This window comes from Pseudonocardia bannensis (genome assembly GCF_012911875.1).
GTDB lineage: Bacteria > Actinomycetota > Actinomycetes > Mycobacteriales > Pseudonocardiaceae > Pseudonocardia > Pseudonocardia bannensis.
In genome coordinates this window covers 23,287-44,661 of record NZ_JAAXKZ010000037.1, presented here as the reverse complement: position 1 = coordinate 44,661, position 21,375 = coordinate 23,287, and the positions used below count along the sequence as shown (strand labels likewise).

General features: G+C 70.8%; 25 protein-coding genes, 2 pseudogenes and 1 riboswitch. Of the genes and pseudogenes, 17 read left to right on the top strand and 10 right to left on the bottom strand.

Annotation, left to right across the window (positions count from 1 at the left end; translation table 11 throughout):
• The 6 genes from HF519_RS12575 to HF519_RS12550 all read left to right on the top strand — a co-directional run.
• Positions 1-1,519: proton-conducting transporter transmembrane domain-containing protein (locus HF519_RS12575; RefSeq protein WP_312860072.1), on the top strand; the 1,519-nt coding region annotated here is incomplete at its 5' end.
• Positions 1,516-3,045: a hydrogenase large subunit gene (locus tag HF519_RS12570; RefSeq protein WP_169413092.1), complete on the top strand. Its 1,530-nt coding sequence runs from the start codon at positions 1,516-1,518 to the stop codon at positions 3,043-3,045. The genes HF519_RS12575 and HF519_RS12570, both read left to right, overlap by 4 nt.
• A gap of 204 nt (positions 3,046-3,249) precedes the next feature.
• Entirely contained in the window at positions 3,250-3,477 is a 228-nt protein-coding gene (locus HF519_RS12565) for a hypothetical protein (RefSeq protein ID WP_169413091.1), read from the top strand.
• Positions 3,478-3,874: 397 nt separating this feature from the next.
• Positions 3,875-4,810 (top strand): hypothetical protein, encoded by a 936-nt coding sequence (locus tag HF519_RS12560; RefSeq protein ID WP_169413090.1) that lies wholly within the window; start codon positions 3,875-3,877, stop codon positions 4,808-4,810.
• Positions 4,811-4,911: 101 nt separating this feature from the next.
• Entirely contained in the window at positions 4,912-6,732 is a 1,821-nt protein-coding gene (locus HF519_RS12555; protein ID WP_169413089.1) for a phosphoenolpyruvate carboxykinase (GTP), read from the top strand.
• Between the two features lie 116 nt (positions 6,733-6,848).
• Positions 6,849-7,163: a hypothetical protein gene (locus tag HF519_RS12550; RefSeq protein ID WP_169413088.1), complete on the top strand. Its 315-nt coding sequence runs from the start codon at positions 6,849-6,851 to the stop codon at positions 7,161-7,163.
• 44 nt (positions 7,164-7,207) lie between these two features.
• On the opposite strand, the gene HF519_RS12545 is transcribed toward HF519_RS12550, so the two are convergent.
• A complete protein-coding gene (locus tag HF519_RS12545) occupies positions 7,208-7,828 on the bottom strand; it encodes a hypothetical protein (protein ID WP_169413087.1) in 621 nt (206 codons plus the stop codon).
• 187 nt (positions 7,829-8,015) lie between these two features.
• On the opposite strand from HF519_RS12545, the gene HF519_RS12540 reads away from it, so the two are divergent.
• The 5 genes and pseudogenes from HF519_RS12540 (at position 8,016) to HF519_RS12525 (ending at position 10,938) form a co-directional block, all read left to right on the top strand.
• Complete coding sequence (locus HF519_RS12540; protein ID WP_169413086.1) at positions 8,016-8,243, top strand: hypothetical protein; 228 nt, start codon at positions 8,016-8,018, stop codon at positions 8,241-8,243.
• Positions 8,244-8,322: 79 nt separating this feature from the next.
• Complete coding sequence (locus HF519_RS12535; RefSeq protein WP_169413085.1) at positions 8,323-8,787, top strand: hypothetical protein; 465 nt, start codon at positions 8,323-8,325, stop codon at positions 8,785-8,787.
• Between the two features lie 234 nt (positions 8,788-9,021).
• Positions 9,022-9,147: pseudogene (locus HF519_RS33545) on the top strand (IS110 family transposase); the annotation flags it as partial.
• 266 nt (positions 9,148-9,413) lie between these two features.
• A riboswitch (Fluoride riboswitch) is annotated at positions 9,414-9,475 on the top strand.
• Between the two features lie 88 nt (positions 9,476-9,563).
• Positions 9,564-9,848 (top strand): DUF3040 domain-containing protein, encoded by a 285-nt coding sequence (locus tag HF519_RS12530; RefSeq protein ID WP_246243327.1) that lies wholly within the window; start codon positions 9,564-9,566, stop codon positions 9,846-9,848.
• A 172-nt stretch (positions 9,849-10,020) separates the two neighbouring features.
• Positions 10,021-10,938 (top strand): MIP/aquaporin family protein, encoded by a 918-nt coding sequence (locus HF519_RS12525; RefSeq protein WP_169413081.1) that lies wholly within the window; start codon positions 10,021-10,023, stop codon positions 10,936-10,938.
• Positions 10,939-10,957: 19 nt separating this feature from the next.
• On the opposite strand, the gene HF519_RS12520 is transcribed toward HF519_RS12525, so the two are convergent.
• From HF519_RS12520 to HF519_RS12505, 4 genes are read right to left on the bottom strand one after another with little or no spacing between them, the layout of a single operon-like run.
• Entirely contained in the window at positions 10,958-11,476 is a 519-nt protein-coding gene (locus tag HF519_RS12520) for a group III truncated hemoglobin (protein ID WP_211169926.1), read from the bottom strand.
• Entirely contained in the window at positions 11,473-11,922 is a 450-nt protein-coding gene (locus HF519_RS12515; protein ID WP_312860071.1) for a hypothetical protein, read from the bottom strand. Before HF519_RS12515 ends, HF519_RS12520 begins: the two co-directional genes overlap by 4 nt.
• On the bottom strand, positions 11,919-12,350 hold the full coding sequence (locus HF519_RS12510) for a cupin domain-containing protein (protein ID WP_169413080.1): 432 nt from the start codon (positions 12,348-12,350) through the stop codon (positions 11,919-11,921). The genes HF519_RS12515 and HF519_RS12510 overlap by 4 nt, the downstream gene beginning before the upstream one ends.
• A 7-nt stretch (positions 12,351-12,357) precedes the next feature.
• Entirely contained in the window at positions 12,358-13,095 is a 738-nt protein-coding gene (locus HF519_RS12505) for a DUF2249 domain-containing protein (RefSeq protein ID WP_312860070.1), read from the bottom strand.
• Positions 13,096-13,219: 124 nt separating this feature from the next.
• Between HF519_RS12505 and fdxA the strand changes: the two genes are divergently transcribed.
• The 3 genes from fdxA to HF519_RS12490 are packed head-to-tail and all read left to right on the top strand — an operon-like array spanning position 13,220 to position 14,591.
• Positions 13,220-13,582 carry a ferredoxin gene (fdxA, locus tag HF519_RS12500; RefSeq protein WP_169413079.1) on the top strand — a complete coding sequence of 121 codons (363 nt, stop codon included), beginning with the start codon at positions 13,220-13,222 and terminating at the stop codon, positions 13,580-13,582.
• Positions 13,575-14,225 (top strand): helix-turn-helix transcriptional regulator, encoded by a 651-nt coding sequence (locus HF519_RS12495; protein ID WP_169413078.1) that lies wholly within the window; start codon positions 13,575-13,577, stop codon positions 14,223-14,225. The genes fdxA and HF519_RS12495 overlap by 8 nt, the downstream gene beginning before the upstream one ends.
• A gap of 9 nt (positions 14,226-14,234) precedes the next feature.
• Positions 14,235-14,591 (top strand): cupin domain-containing protein, encoded by a 357-nt coding sequence (locus HF519_RS12490; protein ID WP_169413077.1) that lies wholly within the window; start codon positions 14,235-14,237, stop codon positions 14,589-14,591.
• Between the two features lie 267 nt (positions 14,592-14,858).
• Here HF519_RS12490 and HF519_RS12485 read toward each other — a convergent pair whose 3' ends face one another.
• Positions 14,859-15,644, bottom strand: a complete 786-nt coding sequence (locus tag HF519_RS12485; protein WP_312860069.1) for an RCC1 domain-containing protein — start codon at positions 15,642-15,644, stop codon at positions 14,859-14,861.
• A 930-nt stretch (positions 15,645-16,574) separates the two neighbouring features.
• Here HF519_RS12485 and HF519_RS12480 point away from each other — a divergent pair.
• Positions 16,575-17,027 carry an Hsp20/alpha crystallin family protein gene (locus tag HF519_RS12480; protein ID WP_169413075.1) on the top strand — a complete coding sequence of 151 codons (453 nt, stop codon included), beginning with the start codon at positions 16,575-16,577 and terminating at the stop codon, positions 17,025-17,027.
• Between the two features lie 427 nt (positions 17,028-17,454).
• Positions 17,455-17,751: a hypothetical protein gene (locus HF519_RS12475; protein WP_169413074.1), complete on the top strand. Its 297-nt coding sequence runs from the start codon at positions 17,455-17,457 to the stop codon at positions 17,749-17,751.
• A gap of 21 nt (positions 17,752-17,772) precedes the next feature.
• On the opposite strand, the gene HF519_RS12470 is transcribed toward HF519_RS12475, so the two are convergent.
• Positions 17,773-18,042, bottom strand: a complete 270-nt coding sequence (locus HF519_RS12470) for a hypothetical protein (RefSeq protein ID WP_246243346.1) — start codon at positions 18,040-18,042, stop codon at positions 17,773-17,775.
• A 29-nt stretch (positions 18,043-18,071) separates the two neighbouring features.
• Between HF519_RS12470 and HF519_RS33540 the strand changes: the two are divergent.
• Positions 18,072-18,249: pseudogene (locus HF519_RS33540) on the top strand (transposase); the annotation flags it as partial.
• A 314-nt stretch (positions 18,250-18,563) separates the two neighbouring features.
• On the opposite strand, the gene HF519_RS33280 reads toward HF519_RS33540, so the two are convergent.
• The 3 genes from HF519_RS33280 to HF519_RS12450 all read right to left on the bottom strand — a co-directional run bounded on the left by HF519_RS33280 (position 18,564) and on the right by HF519_RS12450 (position 20,980).
• Positions 18,564-19,511 (bottom strand): cold-shock protein, encoded by a 948-nt coding sequence (locus tag HF519_RS33280; protein ID WP_169413073.1) that lies wholly within the window; start codon positions 19,509-19,511, stop codon positions 18,564-18,566.
• 196 nt (positions 19,512-19,707) lie between these two features.
• Positions 19,708-20,664, bottom strand: a complete 957-nt coding sequence (locus HF519_RS12455; RefSeq protein WP_169413072.1) for a PfkB family carbohydrate kinase — start codon at positions 20,662-20,664, stop codon at positions 19,708-19,710.
• An 88-nt stretch (positions 20,665-20,752) separates the two neighbouring features.
• A complete protein-coding gene (locus tag HF519_RS12450; protein WP_169413071.1) occupies positions 20,753-20,980 on the bottom strand; it encodes an acyl carrier protein in 228 nt (75 codons plus the stop codon).
• Between the last annotated feature and the right edge of the window lie 395 nt (positions 20,981-21,375).

Below are 21,375 nucleotides of genomic sequence, written 5' to 3'. Positions count from 1 at the left end.
CACCCCGATGCCCCCCACCCTGATGTCGACCGGATTGCTGGCCACCGTCTTGCTCCTGGCCCCGGTGCTGCTGCCGGCGCTGACCGCGGTGGCCTACCTGGCGGCGGGCTGGCGCCGGTCGACGGCATGGCTCAGCGCGGCGAGCGCGGCCGCCGTGCTGGCCGCGGTGGTGGCGCTCGCGGTCGAGGTGACCGCCGCCGGGGCCCGCACCGCGGTGGGCGGGCTGCTGCGCGCGGACGCGCTGAGCGCGTTCATGCTGTTGGTTGTCGCCGCGGTCGCGCTGGTGGCCTGTGTGGCCACCCCGGCGCACCTGCACGGCGAGATCCGCGCCGGCAGGGTCAGTGTGCGCACCGCGACCCGGCACAGCGTGCAGGTCCAGGTGTTCCTGGCGACGATGGCGCTGGCGGTGCTGGCCGCCAACCTGGGTCTGTTATGGGTCGCGGTGGAGGCCACCACGATCGTCACCGCGTTCCTGGTCGGGCAGCGCCGCACCCGCGCGGCGGTGGAGGCGGCGTGGAAGTACGTGGTGATCTGCTCGACCGGGATCGCGCTGGCGCTGCTGGGGACGTTGCTGCTGAACTACGCCGCCCTGCACGCCGGCGCCGGGGCCGGCCTGGACTGGGTCGCGCTGGCCGCCGGCGCCGCCCGCCTGGATCCCGGCGTCACCCAGATCGCGGTGGTGCTGCTGATACTCGGGTTCGGCACCAAGGCCGGGTTGGCACCGCTGCACGCGTGGTTGCCCGACGCGCACAGCCAGGCCCCCGCCCCGGTGTCGGCGCTGATGTCGGGGGTGCTGCTCTCGGTCGCGTTCTACGCGATCCTGCGGGTCAAGGTGATCGCCGACGCGGCGCTGGGCGGCGGGTTCAGCCGCGCCCTGCTGGCCGTGGTCGCGCTCGCCTCCCTGCTGGTGGCCGCGACCGTGCTGCTGGCGCAGCGCGACTACAAGCGGATGCTGGCCTACTCCAGCATCGAGCACATGGGGCTGCTCGCCCTGGGCGCCGCCGCAGGCGGCCCGCTGGCGATGGCCGCGGTACTGCTGCACATGCTGGGCCACGGCCTGGCCAAGAGCACCCTGTTCCTGGGCGCCGGGCACATCCTGCAGACCACCGGCACCAGTCGGATCAGCGAGGTCCGTGGGTTGGCCGCCCGCGCCCCGATGGCCGCCGGGTGTTTCGCCGCCGGGATGCTGGCGCTGATCGGGTTTCCCCCGTTCAGCGTGTTCGCCAGCGAGTTCGGGATCGCCCGGGCGGGGTTCGCCACCGGGCTGGGCTGGATCACCGCCGCCGCATTCGCGCTCGTCCTCGTCATCGCCGCCGCGCTGGTTGGCCACACCGGCCGGATGCTGCTGGGGCGGTCTCCGGACGGCCCCGGCGCCGCCGCTGCACCGCGCCCGCTGCCGGGCACCGCGGCGGTCACGCTGGTGGGCGCGCTGGGCGTGTGCGCGGCCGTCGGCATCAGTGCGGGACCGCTGTCCACCCTGCTGCACCTGGCCGCCGACGTCCTGACGGGAACACCATGACGCTCCTTGAGCCGCACCGCGTGGGGGAACCGGTCGGCCACTGCCGCACCGCGGTGACCGTCGCCCCCGACGAGCTGCCCGCCCACGCCGACGCGCTGCTGGGCGCCGGTTTCCGGGTCGCTTCGATCGCCGGGCACGACGACGGCGAGGCGCTGCGGGCGGTGTATCTGTTCACCGCGGCCGCCCCGGACCGCCGCGTCGAACTGCACGTCCCGCTCGACCCCGTGCGGCCCCGGGTGCCCAGCCTGGCCGGGATCTCGTTCCCGGCCGGCCGGTTCGAACGCGAGATGCGCGACCTGTTCGGCATCGTCCCCGACGGCCACCCGTTGTCCCGCCGCCTGGTGCGGCATTTCCACTGGCCCAAGGGTTGGTACCCGATGCTCGACGACGCCGGGGACCCGCCGGCCTTCGGCGACACGGACGGGCCCTACCCGTTCCGCAGCGTCGAAGGCCCCGGGGTCTATGAGATCCCGGTCGGCCCGGTGCACGCCGGGATGATCGAGCCCGGACATTTCCGGTTCTCCGTGGTCGGCGAGACCATCCTCAACCTCAAGGCCCGACTGTGGTTCGTTCACCGCGGAATCGAAAAGCTGTTCCAGGGCCGGCCCGCCGCCGGCGGCCTGGAGCTGGCCGAACGGGTCAGCGGCGACACCTCCGTCGGGCACGCCCTGGCCTTCTGCCAGGCCGTCGAAGACGCCCAGGGGCTGATCGTCGGCGAGGACGCCCAGCGGGTCCGGGCGGTCCTGCTGGAGCTCGAACGGCTCTACAACCACGTCACCGACCTCGGGGCGCTGTGCAACGACGTCGGCCACGGCATCCTCAACGCCCACGCCCAGCGCATCCGCGAACAGTTGCTGCGCCTCAACGACCACGTCACGGGCCATCGGCTGCTGCGCGGGGCGATCCATCCCGGCGGCGCCACCATCCACCAGCTACCCGATCTCGCGCGGCTGCGCGCGATCGCCGCGGACGTGGCCGAGGTGGTGGCGCTGGCCCTAGGCCACAGCGTGGTGCGCGACCGGTTCACCGGCACCGCCGTGCTGACCCGCCAGCAGGCCCTCGACCTGGGCGTCCTGGGCTACGTCGCCCGCGCCAGCGGACTGATCACCGACGCGCGCCACGACCATCCGGTGCTGGTCTCGCAGGCCGCCCGCACCCACGCCCACACCGCCGGTGACGTACTCGCCCGGTTCGTCGTACGCGCCGAGGAGATCACCGCCTCCGTCGAGATCATCACCGCGCTGGTGGAGCGCCTGGACGGGCGGCTGGGCGCGACCGAGGCGCCGGCCGCGTGCGGCACGCCCGCCGCCCACCGCTCGGGGGTGGGCGTCGTGGAGGGCTGGCGGGGCACCATCGTGCACCGGGTGGAGCTCGCCCCCGACGGTCTGCTGAGCCGGGTGAAGATCGTCGACCCGAGCTTCTTCAACTGGCCGGCCCTGCCGGTCGCGTTGGCCGACACGATCGTCCCGGACTTTCCGCTGGTCAACAAGAGCTTCAACCTCTCCTACGCCGGCAACGACCTGTAGGGCCGCGGCACGTACTTGCAACGGGCCGACAGGACGAGCAGGACGAGCAGGCACAGCGCCGGGTCTGCCGGCCGGTGACCGCAGGGGTGACGTGTGCCAACTTCTGCGGTCAAACACTTGCAATATTCCTTAAGTGCAAAGAACATGAACGCCTCCGAGCGAGTTGCCGGGGCGCCGGGGACGCTGAGGGGACACTGAGGGGACGTGGTGGCGGTGGACGTGTTCGAGACGGTCCTGCGCGAATCGATCGACCGCGCCCAACACGCCCTGCAACTCGCTCAGCGCGATGAGCAATCGCTCGAGGAGCACCAGCACGCAGCGCGACTGCTGGACCTGCTCGACCGCGCCCGGGCCTACGACATCGACACCACCGGCTGGGTGGAGCCGTCGGTGCTGGCCTCGGTGCCGATCTCGACGGGTGAGGGTGCGTGACCCCGGTGTCCTCCCCGTCCCCGTCCTCTCCTCGGTCCTCCTCGATGCCGTTGGCGGAGGCGACCTCGGAGCTGCTTGCGACCTCGGAGCCGTTTCGTGCCCTCGGTCATCCGGTGCGGGTCCGTGGCCTGGAGTTCCTGGTCGGCGAGCCGGGATCGGTGCGCGACCCGGGCCGCCCGAGGTGTGCTGAACCATCGCGCGGCCGGCCAGGACGAACGGCCGGCCGAGTTGCAGCTGCAGCGGGCCTCATGAGCGCCGGCGAGGCTGGCCCCGCCGAACCTCCGGCGGCCCCGGTCAGCTCGGCGCGTCTGCGGGCTGGCGGGGGGCTTGTCCCTGGCCGACCGGCGCAGACGAGGGCGGACCGAGCAACGCAGCGCCCGAGCATGAAATGGGCGGCGTGAGCGCCGGCGAGGCCTGGGATCTGCCGGTCGGGCCGTTCATCCCTGGCGCGATGCCCCCGCTGCCGGCGGCCTCGTGGACGATTGCGGTGGTCAACGACGCCGCCGCCCCGCGCGAGCCCCGCGCCGCGACCGGGCCGGGGTTGCACGAGGACGCTGCGGTGATCGCGGACCTGTCCGGTGTTCGCGCCGTCCCGCTGTCGATGGTCAGCCGCGACGCCGCGCATCTGGCCACGACGCTGCACCGTCTTCCGCTCGACATCGGGGCGATCTTTCTGACCCGCACCGACCTGGCCCGGGCGCGCGAGACGCAGCAGCTGCTCACCGAGCTCGGCGGGCGGCCGCTGGTGATCGATGACGACGCCAGGGCCATCACGTTGACCGCCGCCCTGCTGACGTATCTGACGCGCTTGCACCGGCCGTTGCCCACGAGCCGGGTCATGATCGCCGGGGCGGCGTCGCTTCCACTGATGTGCCCGATGCTGCTGAGCGCCGGGATCTTCGACATCACCCTGTGGAACCCCCAGGACGCCAGGTGCGCTGCGCTGGCCAGGGTCGCCCGCGACGCCGACGCGGTGATCAACCTGCTGGGCCCGGACCCGGAGCTGGCACGGGTGGCTCTGGACCGTCCCTGCGGCTCGGTGATCGGTCTCGACGGCGACACCGACCACCTGCTCGCCCTGCCGGGGCTGTTCCGGGCCATCGCCGGCTCCCCGGGGCCGCTCGTGGACATCGAGGCCTACGCCGCCTGCGCGCGGGGGCTGATGGCCGCCGCTCCGCCGCACCGGTTGCTGCCGAGCCTGCGCAGCCCCGATCTCACCTACGAGGTCGCCGCCGCGGCATCGCAGGTGTTCAACCCGGTTCCCCCGCCGTTCGGGCGCTCGTGGCGGTTGTTTCCGTCCCGGCGACAACGCGACCGCCCGGAGCAGCGATGACACCGCAGGTGGCCGGCGGGCCGGGGACGGGCACCGAGACCGGGGCCCAGGTTCACAGCACTCCACCGGTAGCGCAGAGCAATTCCGCAAGGAGAGGACACATGACCGCATCGACCCCCACCATCCCGGGTCTCGACAGCGCCCCCACCACCCACCAGCGGCTGCTGGCGTGGGTGCGCGAGACGGCCCAGCTGACCACTCCCGACCGGGTGGTGTGGTGCGATGGCTCACCCGAGGAATGGGCCCGCCTGACCGACCAGCTCGTCGCGGCGGGCACCTTCGTGCGCCTGGAGAAGAAGCCCAACTCGTTCTGGTGCGCGTCTGACCCCGCGGATGTGGCTCGGGTCGAGGACCGCACCTTCATCTGCTCGCAGGATCCCGAGGACGCGGGCCCGACCAACAACTGGATGGACCCGCAGGTCATGAAGTCGACCATGACCGAGCTCTATCGGGGCTGCATGCGGGGCCGGACCATGTATGTCATCCCGTTCTGCATGGGGCCCCTGACCGCGGAGAACCCGAAGCTGGGCGTAGAGATCACCGACTCCGAGTACGTCGTGGCGTCGATGCACATCATGACCCGCGCGGGGGCGGGCGCGCTGGCCCGCCTCGGTGACGACGGCGCGTTCGTGCCGGCCCTGCATTCGGTCGGGGCCCCGCTGCAGCCCGGGCAGGACGACGTGACGTGGCCGTGCAACGACACCAAGTACATCAGCCACTTCCCCGAGACCCGCGAGATCTGGAGCTACGGCTCGGGCTACGGCGGCAACGCGCTGCTGGGCAAGAAGTGCTACTCGCTGCGCATCGCCTCGGTGATGGCCCGCGACGAGGGCTGGCTCGCCGAGCACATGCTGATCCTCAAGCTCACCTCCCCGGCCGGGAAGGTCCACTACATCACCGGGGCGTTCCCCAGCTCCTGCGGCAAGACCAACCTGGCGATGCTGCAGCCCACCATCCCGGGCTGGAAGGTCGAGACCCTGGGCGACGACATCGCCTGGATGCGGTTCGGCGACGACGGCCGGCTGTATGCGGTGAACCCGGAGTTCGGCTTCTTCGGGGTCGCCCCAGGCACCGGGTGGAAGACCAACCCGAACGCCATGCGCACCCTCCACCAGGGCAACTCGATCTTCACCAACGTGGCGCTCACCGACGATGGGGACGTGTGGTGGGAGGGCTACTCCGAGGCCCCGCCCGAGCACCTGACCACCTGGCGCCAGCAGGACTGGACCCTCGCCAGCGATGATCTGACCTCCCACCCCAACTCCCGCTACTGCACCCCGATCTCCCAGTGCCCGATCACCGCCCCGGAGTGGGACAACCCCGAAGGTGTGCCGATCTCGGCGATCTTCTTCGGGGGCCGGCGCGCCAGCACCGTCCCGCTGGTCACCGAGTCCCGCAGCTGGCAGCACGGCACCTTCCTCGGCGCCACCCTGTCCTCGGAGACCACCGCCGCCGCCACCGGCAAGGTCGGTGTGGTCCGCCGCGACCCGATGGCCATGCTGCCCTTCCTCGGCTACCACGCCGGGGACTACCTGCAGCACTGGATCGACACCGGCAAGCGCGCCGATACCGCGCAGCTGCCCAAGATCTTCTACGTGAACTGGTTCCGTCGCGGCGAGGACGGCCGGTTCCTGTGGCCGGGGTTCGGCGAGAACTCCCGGGTCCTGAAGTGGGCGATCGACCGGATCGAGGGCACCGCCGCCGCCGTGGACACCCCGATCGGATACGTGCCGACCCCCGACGCGCTCGACCTTGAGGGCCTGGAGCTTCCCGCCGGGGACCTGCAGGCCGCGCTGGCCGTCGAGCCCCGGGAATGGAAGGCCGAGCTGCCGTTGATCGAGGAGTGGTTCGCCAAGATCGGCGACAAGGTGCCCAGCGCGCTGCGCGACGAGCTCGAGGACCTCCGGCTGCGGCTGGGCTGAGTCCCCTCGAGGGAGGGAATCCGGCCGGTCGCCGGCGTGGTGCGGTCGCCGGTCGGATCCCCTCCCGGGCTGCCCCTCGCCTCTGGCACGCCCCTCCGCCACCTCGGAGCCATCACATGGTCACGCCATCGCCTCCATCGGGCGCCGACAGCACCGGGCCGGCGGGCGAGCGCGCCCTGCTCATCGACGACCGGCTGGACATGCTCGTCACCGGTGAGCCCGTCGCCGAAATCGACGACACGCTCGGCTGTCTGGGCCGGCAACTCCGCGACGCCCGCTCCCGTCACGAGACCGAGGCGGCGACGCGGTTGCGGCGCTGGATCGACGGGCGCCTCGACGAACGCAACAGCTTCCGACCCGAGCCACCCACCCCGCCACCGGCGGCCCGTGACCCGCGAACACCCGCGAACGCAGGGCCCGCCACGGCGTGAGGTGGTTCCCGTTGCGAGGGACGCTCGGGCCGGGCCGGCTCGAGTCAGCCGAGCTGTACCGCGCCGAGCCGCGCCGAGGTGCGGATCATCGTGTAGGTCTCGACGCGGAGGAACTTGGCCCCGGCCTGATCGGCGGCCCGATCTCGAAGCTGGTCGAGGACGGCCCGGGCGGCCTCGGCGGCAGCGTCATCTCTCCAGGCGGTGACGACGAGGCCGGCCCCCGAGGAGCGGTCGATCAGCAGCTGCGCGCTGCACAGGCCGCTGTGCGAGGTGAGCCCGGGCAGCACCTCGTCGTTGACGAACCCGATCGCGTCGGCGATCCTGGCCAGCTCGATCTGTACGCGCGCGACGCGCACCGGGGCCCCAGGATGTGTCGCCGCCGGCTGCACCGCGGCCGCGACCTCGTAGGTCTCGGTGGCGAGATCACCACCGGCAACGGCGGCGGCGCCCTCCCGGACCTTGGTCAGCGCGGCCTCGGAGGAGTGCAGGGGCTCATCCCAGTACGACGCGGCCACGATCAGCCCGGCGTCCCGGTCGACGAAGGTGGCCAGACCGCTGTTGCCGGCCGCGGCCTCGACGACGGCCCGATCCGACCCTTCGATGTAGTCGATCGCGGCGTCGGTCCTGCCCTTCTCACCGTAGATCGTATTGATTCGGACATACATACGAACCCCTCCTCCTTCGAATCCTGTCCACCGTCCCAGCTCTGAGCCGCAGTCACCGGCACCGCCACGCGGCGGCGGAGCGAACCGTCGGTCGGAGCCCGTGGCAACGTCCTCACGGAAGCCTAGGCGTAAAAGACGCACTTTCGAACTTGCAATATTTTGCAAGTCGCGATATATTCTAGATGTCGTGCTGGTGAGCGTCGAGGGAGGCAACTTGATCGCGGAGCTGCACAGTCAGGTCAAGTCGGTCCTGCAGAAGCTGACGACGGCCCGAGCCGCGGGGCTTCCCTACGAGGCATACCTGCATCGGGTGCGCCTGGAGGACCTGATGGACGCGGCTGGCAGCTGCGGTGTCGATGTGGATACGTGGGTGGATCGATCGCAGCTGCCGCCGCTGACCCTGGTCGAGGGGTGAGCTCGACCGCGGCGCTGCGGCGGCCGCTGGCGGTCGTCGGCGACGGCAGCGGGTCGCCGGGGCCGTCGCGGAGACGAACATGGCCCCATCTGGCCTGCTCGCGGCCGCGTCGCTGCGCGACAGCGCCGGCATCGATGCCGCCGCCGTTCTCGTGGCCGTCGACAGCTCTGCCGGGCTGATCGCCGAGCTGGTGGCCCTGGCGCGAGACTTCGCCGCGATCCACCTCATGCGCACCGAGCCGGCGCGAACCAAAGAGGCACAGCTTGCACTGCGGGGCGCCGCCCCGGTCATCACCGACCGGCAGACCACCGCGATCGCGATGACGGCAGCGCTGCTGAGCACCCTCGCCCGCGCGGGCCTGTCACCCCACGCCGCCCAGGCCGTGATCATCGGTGCGGCGCAGAACCCGACGTGGCCGCTGGCCGTGGCCGCCTGGCTCGGCGAGATCATCAGCTGGAACCCCGACGACAGCTACTACTTCCCGCTGCCGAAACCGGCCCGGCGCGCCACCATCGTGCTGGACGTCCTGGGTTCCCCCACGTAGCACCGCGAGGCCGCCACCGTGGTCCTCCCGTCCTCGATCATCACCCTCGAGGACCCGGCCCACCCCGCTGGCGTTGCCGGATCTGCTTGCCACCCTCACCGCAGCGCCAGGACCGCGAGGAGACGTCCTTGTCGGAACCCGACAAGATTCCCGATCACGGCTTGGCGGTGTTCTGCGGCCTGGACGTGGTCAGGTCCACCCATCACGCTGCGCCCTGGACCCGTCCGGGAAGCGGCGCTGTGCTTGTCGGCTTTCGCCAGTCTCGCCGACCCGACCAGCCGCGCCTACTACGACCGCAAACGCGACCAGGGCAAGCGGCACAACGCCGCGCTCATCTGCCTGGCCCGCGCCGCGTCGACGTCATCGTCGACGTCATCGTCGACGTCATCTACGCCATGCTCCGCGACCGCACGCCCGACCTCCGACCGAGCATCCCCACGCCGTTTCCGGCGGCCGCAGCCGCTCGACAACCCCGTAGAGACCCCCCGCAGCGGCTCCTGCGCGAGAACTCATGGACGCGCGCGAAGCGCAGCGTGCCCGGGATATGGACGCGCGCGAAGCGCAGCGTGCCCGGGATATGGACGCGCGCGAAGCGCAGCGTGCCCGGGATGCGGAGAGTAGGCTGGGCGGAACCAGGTGATGGGGTTCGCCTTGAACCGCCCACTGGGCTGATAGCTGCTACCGACAAATCTGATCTGTGGGTAGAGGTGGCGATGTCGGCCGCCTCCGGTGGCGCGCCCCCTCGCGGCTCGGGCGAGGCGGATTGGTGACCGGCGATGTCGCTCACGCCGAAGGAACGGCGCGTGTTCCGCGCCATCGAACAGGCTCTCCTGGTCGAGGACCCGGAGCTGGCCCGCCTGCTGCGTGAGCCCCCGGCTCCCGCCACGCGAGCGCGGGTGCTCGCTCGATTCGCGTGGTCGTTCTTCGTGCTGTCGATGATCCTGCTGGGCGCTGGTCTGATCCTCGACGACTCCGCTCTGCTGGCTGGCGGATTGTGCGTGCTCGGGGTGTACCCGCCGCTGATCCTCCTCATGGCTGCGGCACTCCGCGGTGACAGATGAGACCGGGCGCGAGCGAGTCGGGTAGCGGTGACAGCGCTGACCGCCCAGCACCACCGGCGTGACTCCGATGGAGCCTGGCCCCTACTCCAGGTTGGGGATCGGGGTTGCTGAAGCGCGCACCTGGGGGGACCCTGCAACGTGTCGCGTGCCGGCTACGCGAGGAGGCGTGGCAATGACAGCAATGCGTGGCGGAGGCCAGTTTCGCGCCGGACTCGGGGGCGAGCTGCTGTCCGAGTTCCTCGGCACGTTCGTCCTCATCCTGTTCGGTTGCGGTTCGGTCGCCGTGGCGGTGGCAGGGCTGCCCGGATCCGGCCGCCAGGAAACGCCCTTCGACGCCGGCAACTGGTTGATCATCGCGTTCGGTTGGGGGCTGGCGGTCGTCTTCGGTGTCTACGTCGCGGGCGGGGTGAGCGGCGCGCACCTCAACCCGGCCGTCACCTTGGCCTTCGCGGCCCGGCGCGGTTTCCCCTGGCCCAAGGTGGGGCCCTACTGGGTCGCCCAGCTGCTCGGGGCGTTCGTCGCTGCGGCGCTGGTCTACGCCCTCTACGCACCCGCGATCGATGCCTTCAACGCCGCGAACAACATCGCATCCCGCGACCAGTCCGTGCCCACGTACGCGATCTTCGCCACCTTCCCCGCGGAGTACTTCAACGGTGGCTGGTGGGGTCCGCTGCTCGACCAGATCGTCGGCACGGCGGCCCTCGTCGGCCTCGTCGCGGCGCTGATCGACAACCGCAACCAGGCCCCCCTCTCGAACCTGGCCCCGTTCCTTATCGGCCTGGTCGTGACGGCCATCGGGCTCAGCATCGGCACGAACGCCGGATACGCCATCAACCCGGCCCGCGACCTCGGGCCCCGCTTCTTCACCTGGATCGCGGGATGGGGAGACCTGGCGTTCCCCGGCGCCGGGCCGTGGTTCGACAACTACTGGTGGATCCCGATCGTCGGTCCTCTGATCGGCGGGGTAGTCGGGATCGTGGTCTACGACCTCTTCATCGGCGGCGTCCTCGCCGCCCGGCTCGCCCGCCCGCCGGAGGAGCGAGAGCCGACACCCGAGGTCGGCCGCGTGCCGGAGAAGAAGAGGTCGTGACCACCAGCAGGGGATGACCTCAGCCACCGACCCCTGGGATGAGCGACGTCCCGGATCCGGGCGCGAGGTGATCAGCTCCGGGCGCGGGATGCCGGTCATGGCTACCTTTGATCTGCTGGCCGACCCTGGATGGTGAGGGGCTCGCGAGCCTGTTCCCCCGCAGCCGGCGGGCGATCGAGCCGGCGATCCGGGCGGCCTGGACCTTGGCGAGTTCCGTGACGTCGCCGCGGTGCCGCTCATCCACGGTGGCCGTCCACAGGTCGAGCCATCGCGCGAAATGGACCTCGGTGAGCTCGACCTTGGCATTGAGGGCGAGGTGGGGGCGCAGCGCGTTGCGGCGGTAGCGACCGGCGTGCAGGAGCACGGTTTCCCAGAAGTCGCACATCACCGGCAGGTGCACGGGAAGATCCATCCGGGCGACGTCGACGAAGATCGGGCCGAGGACGTCGTCGGCGAATGCCCGCCGGTAGAACGCGGTCACCAGGGCCGTGATGTCGTCGCGGTCGGCGATGTCTCGTCGTCGGTCCGCGCCGGTCATGCCGCGACCCGCAGGGCGAGGAGGACCCCGAGCAGGGGCAGAAGCACAACCTTGACCGCCTCCAGGGTGATGTAGGCCAGATGCAGGTGCGACCGCGGCGGGGTGGCACCGGCCAGGATGAGGCGGGTCCGGGCGTTCAGTCGGGGACGGAGCGCTGCGACCTGGACGGCCAGCAGCACCCACAGCATGATCAGCACCAGTGTCGCGAGATCGGCTCCGATGTCACGAGCGCCGGTGAGCACAGCCGCAGTGAGCGCCGCGGCGAGGACGAGCTCCGCCACGTTGAGGGCTCGAAAGACCAGCCGGCCGATGCCGAGGCCGAGCGCGACGGTGATGCCGGGAGCGCGGAACTTCAGTGGCGCTTCCAGGAACGAGATGCCCAGCACCGCGCCCAGCCAGATGAACGGGATCGCGACCTGGGCCAGCGCGGCGACTCCCACGCTCACGGCGCGCTTCCCGCGCTTGGCGCGGGTGGACGGTGGGCTTGCGGGCGGTGGGGGCGGATCTGCATGCCCGGCCGCCGTCGGTGTGTCGTCAGGTAGGACAGGCCTTGCGCGCCGGCGTCCAGGCTTCGGGTGGAGCCGTGGGGAAGCCACACCAGCATGCCCGGGGTGAGCGGCAGCAGGCCGTCGGTGGTGGTCAGCGTTCCGCTGCCGGCGAGCACCACTACCAGTACGTCGAGGTCCGGTTCGGTGTGGGTGTCGATGCGCTGCCCGGCGGGTAGGTTCAGCACGTTGGCGTCGAGCTGCCGGCCGGACCCGGCCAGCCGCCACACCACACCCGCGGACGCCGCCCGATTGTCGGCGATGAGTGGCTGCATGTCGTACAGCACGCGGGGGGCGTCGTGGCTCTCCTCGGACTGGCCAACCGTCATCGCGGCCTCACGCCTCCACCGGGAGCCGGCCGATCCGAACCTGCCACCGGTCCGGGCCCGCCTCGAGATAGTCCCACCCGAACTGGTCGGGATAGGTGGCCTGGAACTCGCGTCGCAGCGGCTTCGGGTCGTGGTTGTTGACCAGGACGAAGGATTCCCCGGGCGCCAGCCGCGCGTAGATGCCGAAGATGCGCGGGTGCCGGCGGCCGTGTGGGATCTCACGAACGTCGAGCACCTCGGGGGTGTCCAGTGCGCCGCCGGCGAGCAGGGTCTCGACGTCGTCGACCAGCGCTGAAAGATCCACCCCCGGCAATACCGCCAACGCGGGGAGCAGCACCTCCTGCTCGACGTGGTGGCAGACCTCGAGCAACCCGACGAGTGCGTGCGCCGAGGCTGCGATTTCGGCGGAGCTGTCCGCCCGCTTCAGGTCGGCGATCCGGGCCGCGACGAGGTCGTGCTGGGCCCGCAGCGCGCGCACCAGCAGCCGGGTCTCTGCCGCTCCGGCCGCGACCGAGTAGAGCACCCGGTCGGTCGCCAGGAGGTGGCGGACCACCCGGTGGGTGCAGAAATCGATCAGCGTCTCCCGCGCCTCCTCCCGGTCGACCAACCGGAGCTGCAGCTCGGTGGCCAGCGCGACCTTCGCCGCGAGCTCGGCGAGCAGCTCGTCGCCGCGGTCCCGCAGCATGTGCTGCGCCTGTTGGGTGGGGTCGGTGGCGGTGCCCTGGATGTAGATCTGCGACGTCACGACATGTCCTCCCGCCTATCGCGGCACCCACTGGTGCCACACGGAGTCCAGCAGATTCCCTCTATTTTCACAAGTACTTATCGTGTTAACTGGTTACGCTGGGCCGCACCGCGAGGAGGAGCCTGTGACCTACGTGATCGCGTTGCCCTGTGTGGATGTCAAGGACCGGGCCTGTGTGGAGGAATGCCCGGTCGACTGCATCTACGAGGGTGGTCGCTCGCTGTACATCCACCCCGACGAGTGCGTCGACTGCGGCGCCTGCGAGCCGGTCTGCCCGGTCGAGGCGATCTACTACGAGGACGACGTGCCGGAGAGGTGGGCCGTCCACATCGAGGACAACGCCCGCTTCTTCACCGAAACCTTGCCCGGTCTCGATGCCACGCTGGGCAGCCCGGGCGGCGCGGCCAAACTCGGGGCGATACCAGCCGACAGCCCGCTGGTGGCCGGCCTGCCACCGCACCCGATGGAAGGCCAGGACGATGAGTGAGCGTCGCGAGCGGGTGCTCGACGCGATCCAACAAGCCGCGGAACCGGTGGGTGTGGCCGAGATCGCCGACCACCTCGGTGTCCACCCCAACACGGCCCGCTTCCACCTCGAGGCCCTGGTCGGCGACGGCATCGTCGAGCGGGTACCAGACACGCCCTCGGGCCCGGGACGCCCACGAGTCGGCTACCGGGCGCGGCCCGGACTGGCGCGCGGCGGCGCACGCCGCTACCGGGTGCTCGCCGAGATCCTGCTCAGTCACCTGTCCGTCACGAGCGACGACCCGGCCGCCGCCGCGACCGCCGCCGGTCGGACGTGGGGCGCGCACCTGGTCCCCCGGCCCGCGCCGTTCCACGAGATCACCCGCGACGAAGCGGTCGACCGGCTGACGGCGATGCTCGACGACCTGGACTTCGCACCCGAACCCGTCGCCGACAAACACGGCCCGCCCGACCGGGTCCGGCTGCGGCATTGTCCGTTCCTCGAACTCGCTGAACCGCATCGCGACCTCGTTTGCCCCCTGCACCTGGGTCTGATGCAGGGCGCGCTGACCGAACTCCGCGCGCCGGTCATGGTCACCGCGCTGGAGCCCTTCGCCGAGACCACCGCGTGCCTGGCCCACCTCACGCCGAGTCCCGACCACTGAGAGGCCGTCATGAACATCGTCGACGTTGCCACCGCACCCGCCCGCCGGGCCCCCATACCCGATGGGCCGACGGTGCGGCCCCTTCTCGGCGCGGACAACGGGACCCCCGTCGGTGTTCTGCATGTGACTCTGCCCGCCGGCGGTCGCCTGCCCGAACACGACCATGGGCCCTCCCACGTCGTGCTGGTCCCACTGCAGGGGCAGGTCCAGCTGCATCACGACGGCAACGACCACGACCTGGGCCCTGGAAGCGTGACCCACATCGGCATCGGCGAGCGCGTCAGCCTCGACAACCCGGGCCCTGACCCCGCCGAGCTGATCGTCGTGGCAGCCCCGCCCGACTTCGCCGCAGCCCTTTCCGCCTGACACACGATCTTGCTGACAGTCCCGAATCCGGTGTTCTGGTCTGCCCGCACAAGAACCACCGCGGCCTCGCCGAGGACCAGCGCACCCGCAACCTGCTGCACTCCGCCACCCACGCCCTTTGCGAAACGCGGCAACGCCCTGCTCACGACCTTCAAGGCGCTACCGGGAAAGGCTCACTTACTCAGACGCGCAATTGACGTGTGCGCGATTGACGGCGAGGGCGAGGACAATGGCCCAGAAGCGACCGACCACGACGGAACGCGCTGCTCAGGCTCTGACGCTCGGAATCCCGATTCCCGACCAGGAGCCGACGTCGCACTGATAGTCGGCATTGTTTCCTGCGCTGAGGACCGTACCATCGGCGCGCAGGCCGAGGGTGTGAGTGGAACCCGCCGCCACCGCGACGACGTCCTGCCAATCGCCGACCGCGCACTGCCCACAGCTGTTGTCTCCGGCCGCGAGGACCCGTCCGGACGCCGTGACTGCGACAGTGTGGTAGCTGCCCGCGGCCAGCACCACCGCGTCTTCCCACTCACCGACGTCGCACTGCCCACAGCTGTTGTCTCCGGCCGCGAGGATCCGCCCGTCGCCCCTGAGGGCGACGGTGTGCAGACACCCGGCCGCGACGGCGCTGAGGCCGCGCCAGTCGTCGACGGCGCACTGCCCCCGGCGGTTGTTGCCCGCGGCCAGTGCTGAACCGTCCGCCCGGACTCCCACTGAATGCCAGTCGCCACAAGTGAGGGCCACTATCTCGCGCCAGGACTGCAGGTCGCACTGTCCTTCTGAGTTTCGACCGGCTGTCAGCACGGTGCCGTTGGCAAGGAGTCCGAGCGTGCGGCGCCAGCCAGCGGCCACGGCTGTGACATCTCGCCACGCGGCTACATCGCATTGGCCGTCGCCATTCCACCCGGTCGCCAGGACGGTACCGTCGGAGCGGAGTCCGACCGTGTGAGACCGTCCCGTGTTGGCCGCGGTATGGACATTGCCCGCTGCCACGGCGACGACGTCTTCCCACTGCCCGACGCGGCACTCGCCAGCTGCATCGTTCCCCACGGCGACAACAGTCCCGTCCCGGCGGCGACCGACCGAATGACGCCTCCCGGCTGCCAGCGCCGACGCGTTTGCTCGCACGCCGCCTCCTCGCCAGCCAGGGTAGACGGCTGATGATCTCATCGACGGACCGCGGCGCGGTTAACGGAACGACGGTTGGCGTCGGTGCGGTGGTCGCTCGCGCTGGACGATGCGGGTCGTGAGGCCGACACGGTGGGCGCCGAGCTCGACCGAGGCGATGATCCGCTGGGCCGCGATCAACACCATCACCCGAAGAATCGCGCGCGGAGGACTCGCAACCCGCCAACAACGACGCATCCGCACACCGGCACCTTGATCTGCCCACGCCGAGGCGAAACCTTCGCGGACCGGCACGGGTACGGTTCATCGATGAGCGCGCAGTGCGCTCGACCAGCCGCCGGCCGGGGTGAATACCGGCTTGTCCTGGCCGCATTCGCGGCGGATGACCCACGTGCCGCGTATCCGGTCGACGGGGCGACGTGCAGGTGCTCGGATCGGTTCGCCCGTCGAGCTGCCGCAGCGCCGCGGGCGCGGGCCCACCGCCATCACGGTGAGCGAGCCGAGGACCAACACCGCGGGAGGCAGCTCGGTATGCACTCGGGGCCCACGTGGCTGATCCCGGCCACGAGCGCGAGCCCGCCACACGGGGTCGGTGGTCCTGACAGGTCGGGTCGTGCGGTCCCGTCTCACGCCCCGGGGACCAGGCTTGGAGAAGGACCCTTCTGAACAATCGCATCTGCGTGGCTGGCGGGCCTGCAACGGCCAGGACGCCAACACATATCGGTGGGCGGGTCCGGCGGGGATCTCGACGGATCCCGGCAACCTGCGGGCGTCACTGGGAACCGGTGCGCAGGCAGACCACAACAGCGACCAAGCCGGCGGTGAGCGAGCAGTGCGTGGAGGAGGACACCGATGTCATTGATGAGGTTCGATCCGCTTGCGGGTTTCGAGCGGTTGGCGCAGCAGATGATGGGGGAGAGGCAGGGACCCCGGCCGATCCCGATGGCGGCCTTCCGTCGGGGTGATCAGGTCCTCGCCTACTTCGATCTGCCGGGGGTCAATCCTGAGGACGTCGACATCACCGTCGAGCGCAACGTCGTCACGATCCGCGCGCAACGGCGTCCCGCCCACCAGGAGGGCGACGAGGTGATCGTCGACGAGCGCCCCTACGGGATCTTCACCCGGCAGGTGTTCCTCGGCGACAGCCTGGACCTGGACAATATGACCGCGGACTACGCGCGCGGCGAGCTGTGCCTGACCATCCCGGTCTCGGAGAAGGCCAAGCCCCGGCGGATCGAGCTCCGGGCCAGCGACCAGGAGTCACAGCAGGTCACGGCGAGCGCCACCGAAGGTGGCACACGCTAGGCGAGGATGAGTGAGCGCGCACCCGCGACCGGGCCGACGGCGGTGCGGCCTGGCGCACCGGCAGAAAGGGAAATGATCCAGCCGGGCCCGGAGGTCGGCCACAGCCAGTGGCGACGCGTCCTCGACCAGCAGAACCGCGGAACACGAGGCGGACTACGCCACCCCGGGGCCGTTCGCCTACCCGATCCATGGCCCGAAGGACCACGTGGTCATCGTCGCGGTCGGCCTGGACACTCCCGGGGAACCGCGCCGGCACTTGATCCGGCGTCCGACGCAGGTGACCGACACGAAGGACCGGCCGCATCCGGCGTCCGGCCAATCCGGTGCCGCCACGACATCGGTGGCGTTCTTTCCTGGCACGTCATGGCCGGCGTCCTCCCAGAGGCACCGATCCGCGCACACGACGCCCGCATCTCTGGAGTACCCGATGACTACCGCTCAGCAGACCCACAGCGATCACGGCCACGAGCACGGCGACGCCTGCGGACACGTCTCGTTCCAGCACGGTGATCACGTCGACTACGCCCATGACGGTCACGTGCACCGTCAGCAGGAGGGGCAGTGGCGCGAGTGCGAGGTCTCCACGCACACGCCTGTGGAGAGCCACGAACACCAGCACGGTCACGGCTGCGAACACACCTCGGTGCCGCACGGCGACCACGTCGACTACCTGCATGACGGGCAGCGGCACGCCGCCCACGAGGACCACTACGACCAACACTGAGCCACAGCCGCCACACGGAGCTCATCGGTCGACGAGGAACTGTCTTGGAGATCGGCAAGTGGCCCGCCCGAAACCAGCCCGCCTATCTTCCCGCATTGCTCCCTCGTGTGGTGTGCGTCGGGCAGCCGACGTGGTCGGACCCGGACGATGCACTGCAGGGAGAAAGGCTCGTGGTGGGGTGGCGCCCGCGGTGATTCTCCTGCACTCCGCAGTCAGCGGGCGCAGCTTGGCGAGCAGGTCGCCGAGCATCTCCCGGGTGAAACCGGTGCCGACCTTGCCGACGTACTCCAGCCCGCGCGGCCCGGGAATGCCCAGTAACAGCCGGCTCCAAGTACCACGTTCTGTGCGACGCGAACGGGCTACCGCTGCACGTCATGTTATCGGCGGCAAACACCCACGACAGCATGCTGTTTGAGCCGCTGCTGGACACGAACCCGACCGTGCGCGGCCACCACGGCCGGGCGGGCCGGGCCACGATGCCGACCGGACAAGCTGCACACCACGCTGGCGCTACTCACGCTGGCCTGCACCGTGATCAACGTCCGCCGGCTCATAAAGATCGAGCTCTGCGATCAGGTCTAACGCATCCATTCACTCGTTTGGGATACATCGGTAGCTCTGTGTCGTTGGGTGGGGGTGACTGGTGAGCTTCTGAGCGCGGAGCAGGTCCTCGGGTCGGCACGGGACCCCCGTCACCACGAGGGAGATCGATCTCCTGGAGGAGGCTGCAGCCGCGTTGCTGACGGCACCATCGACGGGGAGGAACGAGCACTCTCGTCGGGAAGTGATCAGCCATCGGTGGGGCCGCCTCTTCAGAGGCGTTCGATGCGGTCGGCCTGCGGGCCCCGGTCGCTCTGACGCACCGCGTACCGGACCCGGTCACCCTTCTGCAGCGGCTCCGACCCCATGATCACGGACACGTGGGCGAAGAGATCGTCGCCGCCTGCGTCCGGGGTGATGAAGCCGAAGCCGCGGTCGCCGTCGTAGCGCGCGACGACGCCCTCGCCGCCTCGTACGGGCACGCCCCGCGCCGCCGGCCCTGCGGCCGCGGCAGGTGCCGACCGCCGCGGCGCCGTCTGGGGCTCGGCGCCCCGGACCAGGTGCACGTCGCGGGCCTGCGGGCCCTTGTCTCCACTAGCCACCTCGTAGGCGACGCGGTCGCCCTCCGCGAGCCACGTCAGCCCCTCGGCCAGGGCCCGGGCGTGAACGAAGACGTCCCCGGCGCCGGAGTCGGGGTTGATGAAGCCGAAGCCCTTGTCCTCGTCGTACCAGGCCACCGTGCCGTCGGCACCGTCCGCGATGCCAGCCGCAGCGGGTGGGCCGGCCCCCGCTCCCAGCGGGATCACGTGCCCGGCCTGCGGGCCGCGCTCGCCTTCGACGATCAGGAAGGCCACCCGCTGCCCCTCGGTGACCACGCCGCCGGTCACGATGGCGGAGCTGTGCACGAAGATGTCGGCGCCGCCGCCGTCCGGCGACACGAAGCCGTACCCCTTGCCCGGCTCGTACCAGTTGACGGTGCCGAGCAGGCCCACGGCGCTGCCGGTGGCCGCATCGGCGGTGACGCGAACGCGCAGCGCCTGGGGCCCGCGGTCGTTCTCGCCGACCTCGAACACGACGGCCTGACCCTCGCGGAGCACTTTCGCGCCGCCGTCCCCGACGATCTCGGAGGCGTGCACGAACACGTCCGGCGAGCCGTCCTCGGGCGCGAGGAAGCCGAAACCCCGTTCGGCGTCGAACCAACGGACGGTCCCCTGCGGCATCAAAGGCTCCAGGTCGAGAGGGCGGGCACTGGCCCCCAGTCTCTCTGACAGACCTCGCGGTCCGTCAGGCCGGGCCCACAGGCGGGCGGTGCGGAGCCAGGGGCGGGCCGTTGGTCCACCTAGCGACACGCCGAGTTTTGAGACCAGGTCTTAGCAGCTCCCCGCGCCGGTGATCGCCGGGTCCTGAGACTTCTGTTCACGTTTCCCAGCCGCGTCCGTCCAGGCGGGCCATCTGCTCGACCAGCCCGAGGACGGTCAGGTGCGGGCGGCCGCCGAGCCGACCGACCGTCAACGCTGCGGCCGCGGTGGCCAGCCGGCCGGCCCGCTCCGGCCCGGCGCCGCGCGCGAGCCCGGCGACCAGGCCCGCGACGAATGCGTCACCGGCGCCGGTGGTGTCCACCACGACGACGTCGGCCAGCGGCACGACGACCTCGCCGCCGTCCCAGGCCAGCACGTTGCCGTCCTGGCCGGCATCGAGCACCACCAGGCCGGGGCCGCATTTCAGCAACTCCTTCGCAGCGCGCACGGTGTCTCCCACGCCGTCGAGGGGACGGCCGATCAGCAGCTCGGCCTCGTGGTGATCCGCGCGCAGTACATCGGCCTCGGCCAGCAGCGGCGCGCGGTGCGCGCCGTCCTGCGGCGCGCCGTCCAGCACGACCCTGGCCACACCTCTACGCGCCATCCGGGCCGCCGTCAGGGCAACCTCGGTCGGCTGCTGCAGCTGGATCACGACCGTCTCCGCTTCGGCCAGCGCGCTCGCAGCGTCCGCGAGGTCGGTGACGCAGAGCAGCACCTCGGGCGGTAGGTCCTCCAGGTAGTGCCAACCTCCACACCGGTCCACCACGTCGACGACAAGGCCGGTGGCCGTACCGGGCCGGCGGACCACCCATGTCGGGTCCACACCGTCGCCCGCCAGCTGCTCGAGCAGCCGGTCGGCGACCGCATCATCCCCCGTCACGCCGACCAGCCCGGGCCGTAGCCCCAGCTGGGCCATCGCGATGGCCTGGTTGGCCCCCTTTCCGCCCAGCAGTTCTCGCCGCTCGCGCACGGGCGTCGTCCCGTGCGGCCCGGGCAGGTCGTCGACCAGGACGGCGAGATCCCGCGCGATCTGGCCGAGGGCGATCACCTCGAGGGCGCCGTTGGTTCGCGACACCGTCCCGGGATCCCTTTCCCCCGCGGCCACGACCCGCCCACCGTGGCAGTGAGCGGCGCCGGCGCGAGACGGGATGAGCTGACGCGGTTCATTCCGCCCTCGTGCCGGAGAGCTGGACAAGGAAGCGATGACACTTCTCGGCCCGCGCCGAGTCCTCCCTCATCACCTGGCGGAAGAACTCCGCAATTTCCTCGTGCCCCTCGTCCTCGGCGTCGCGGGCATACTGCCCATAGACGTACCCGCCCTTGAGGGCGTGGTACTCCACTGAGACCAAGTCATAGACGACGTCGCTGAAACCCGTTTCCCCGGCAGCCATCCCGGCACTCCTCCAAGCCCATCGCCGAAGCAGACGGCTGCAGGTACCCCTGGGCGGGTGCGGTAACCGAGTCGGGTTCGGGCATCCCCGGGCCCAGGCCTCCAGGGCAGGTTCGACGTACCTCGGCTCGCCGCGTCGCGTGCCGCGGTCCCCTTCGGCGCACCGCGCTGGGTGCGGTTCGCTCTTCCCGTCCTCGGGTGATCGCACAGACTGTGTTCAGCGGTCGCGCGCGAGGACAGGCTCGTGCTGCTGAGCAGCCCACCCCGCGCGGGCCGCGGTCGCGAGCTCGGCTTTCGGTTGTTTGGTTTCGGCGGTGGTGTCGAGAGCTCGTGACTGGCTCCGTCCCCGTGGTGGAGGTGACCACAATGGGTGGCACCAGCACCGAGGAGAAACAC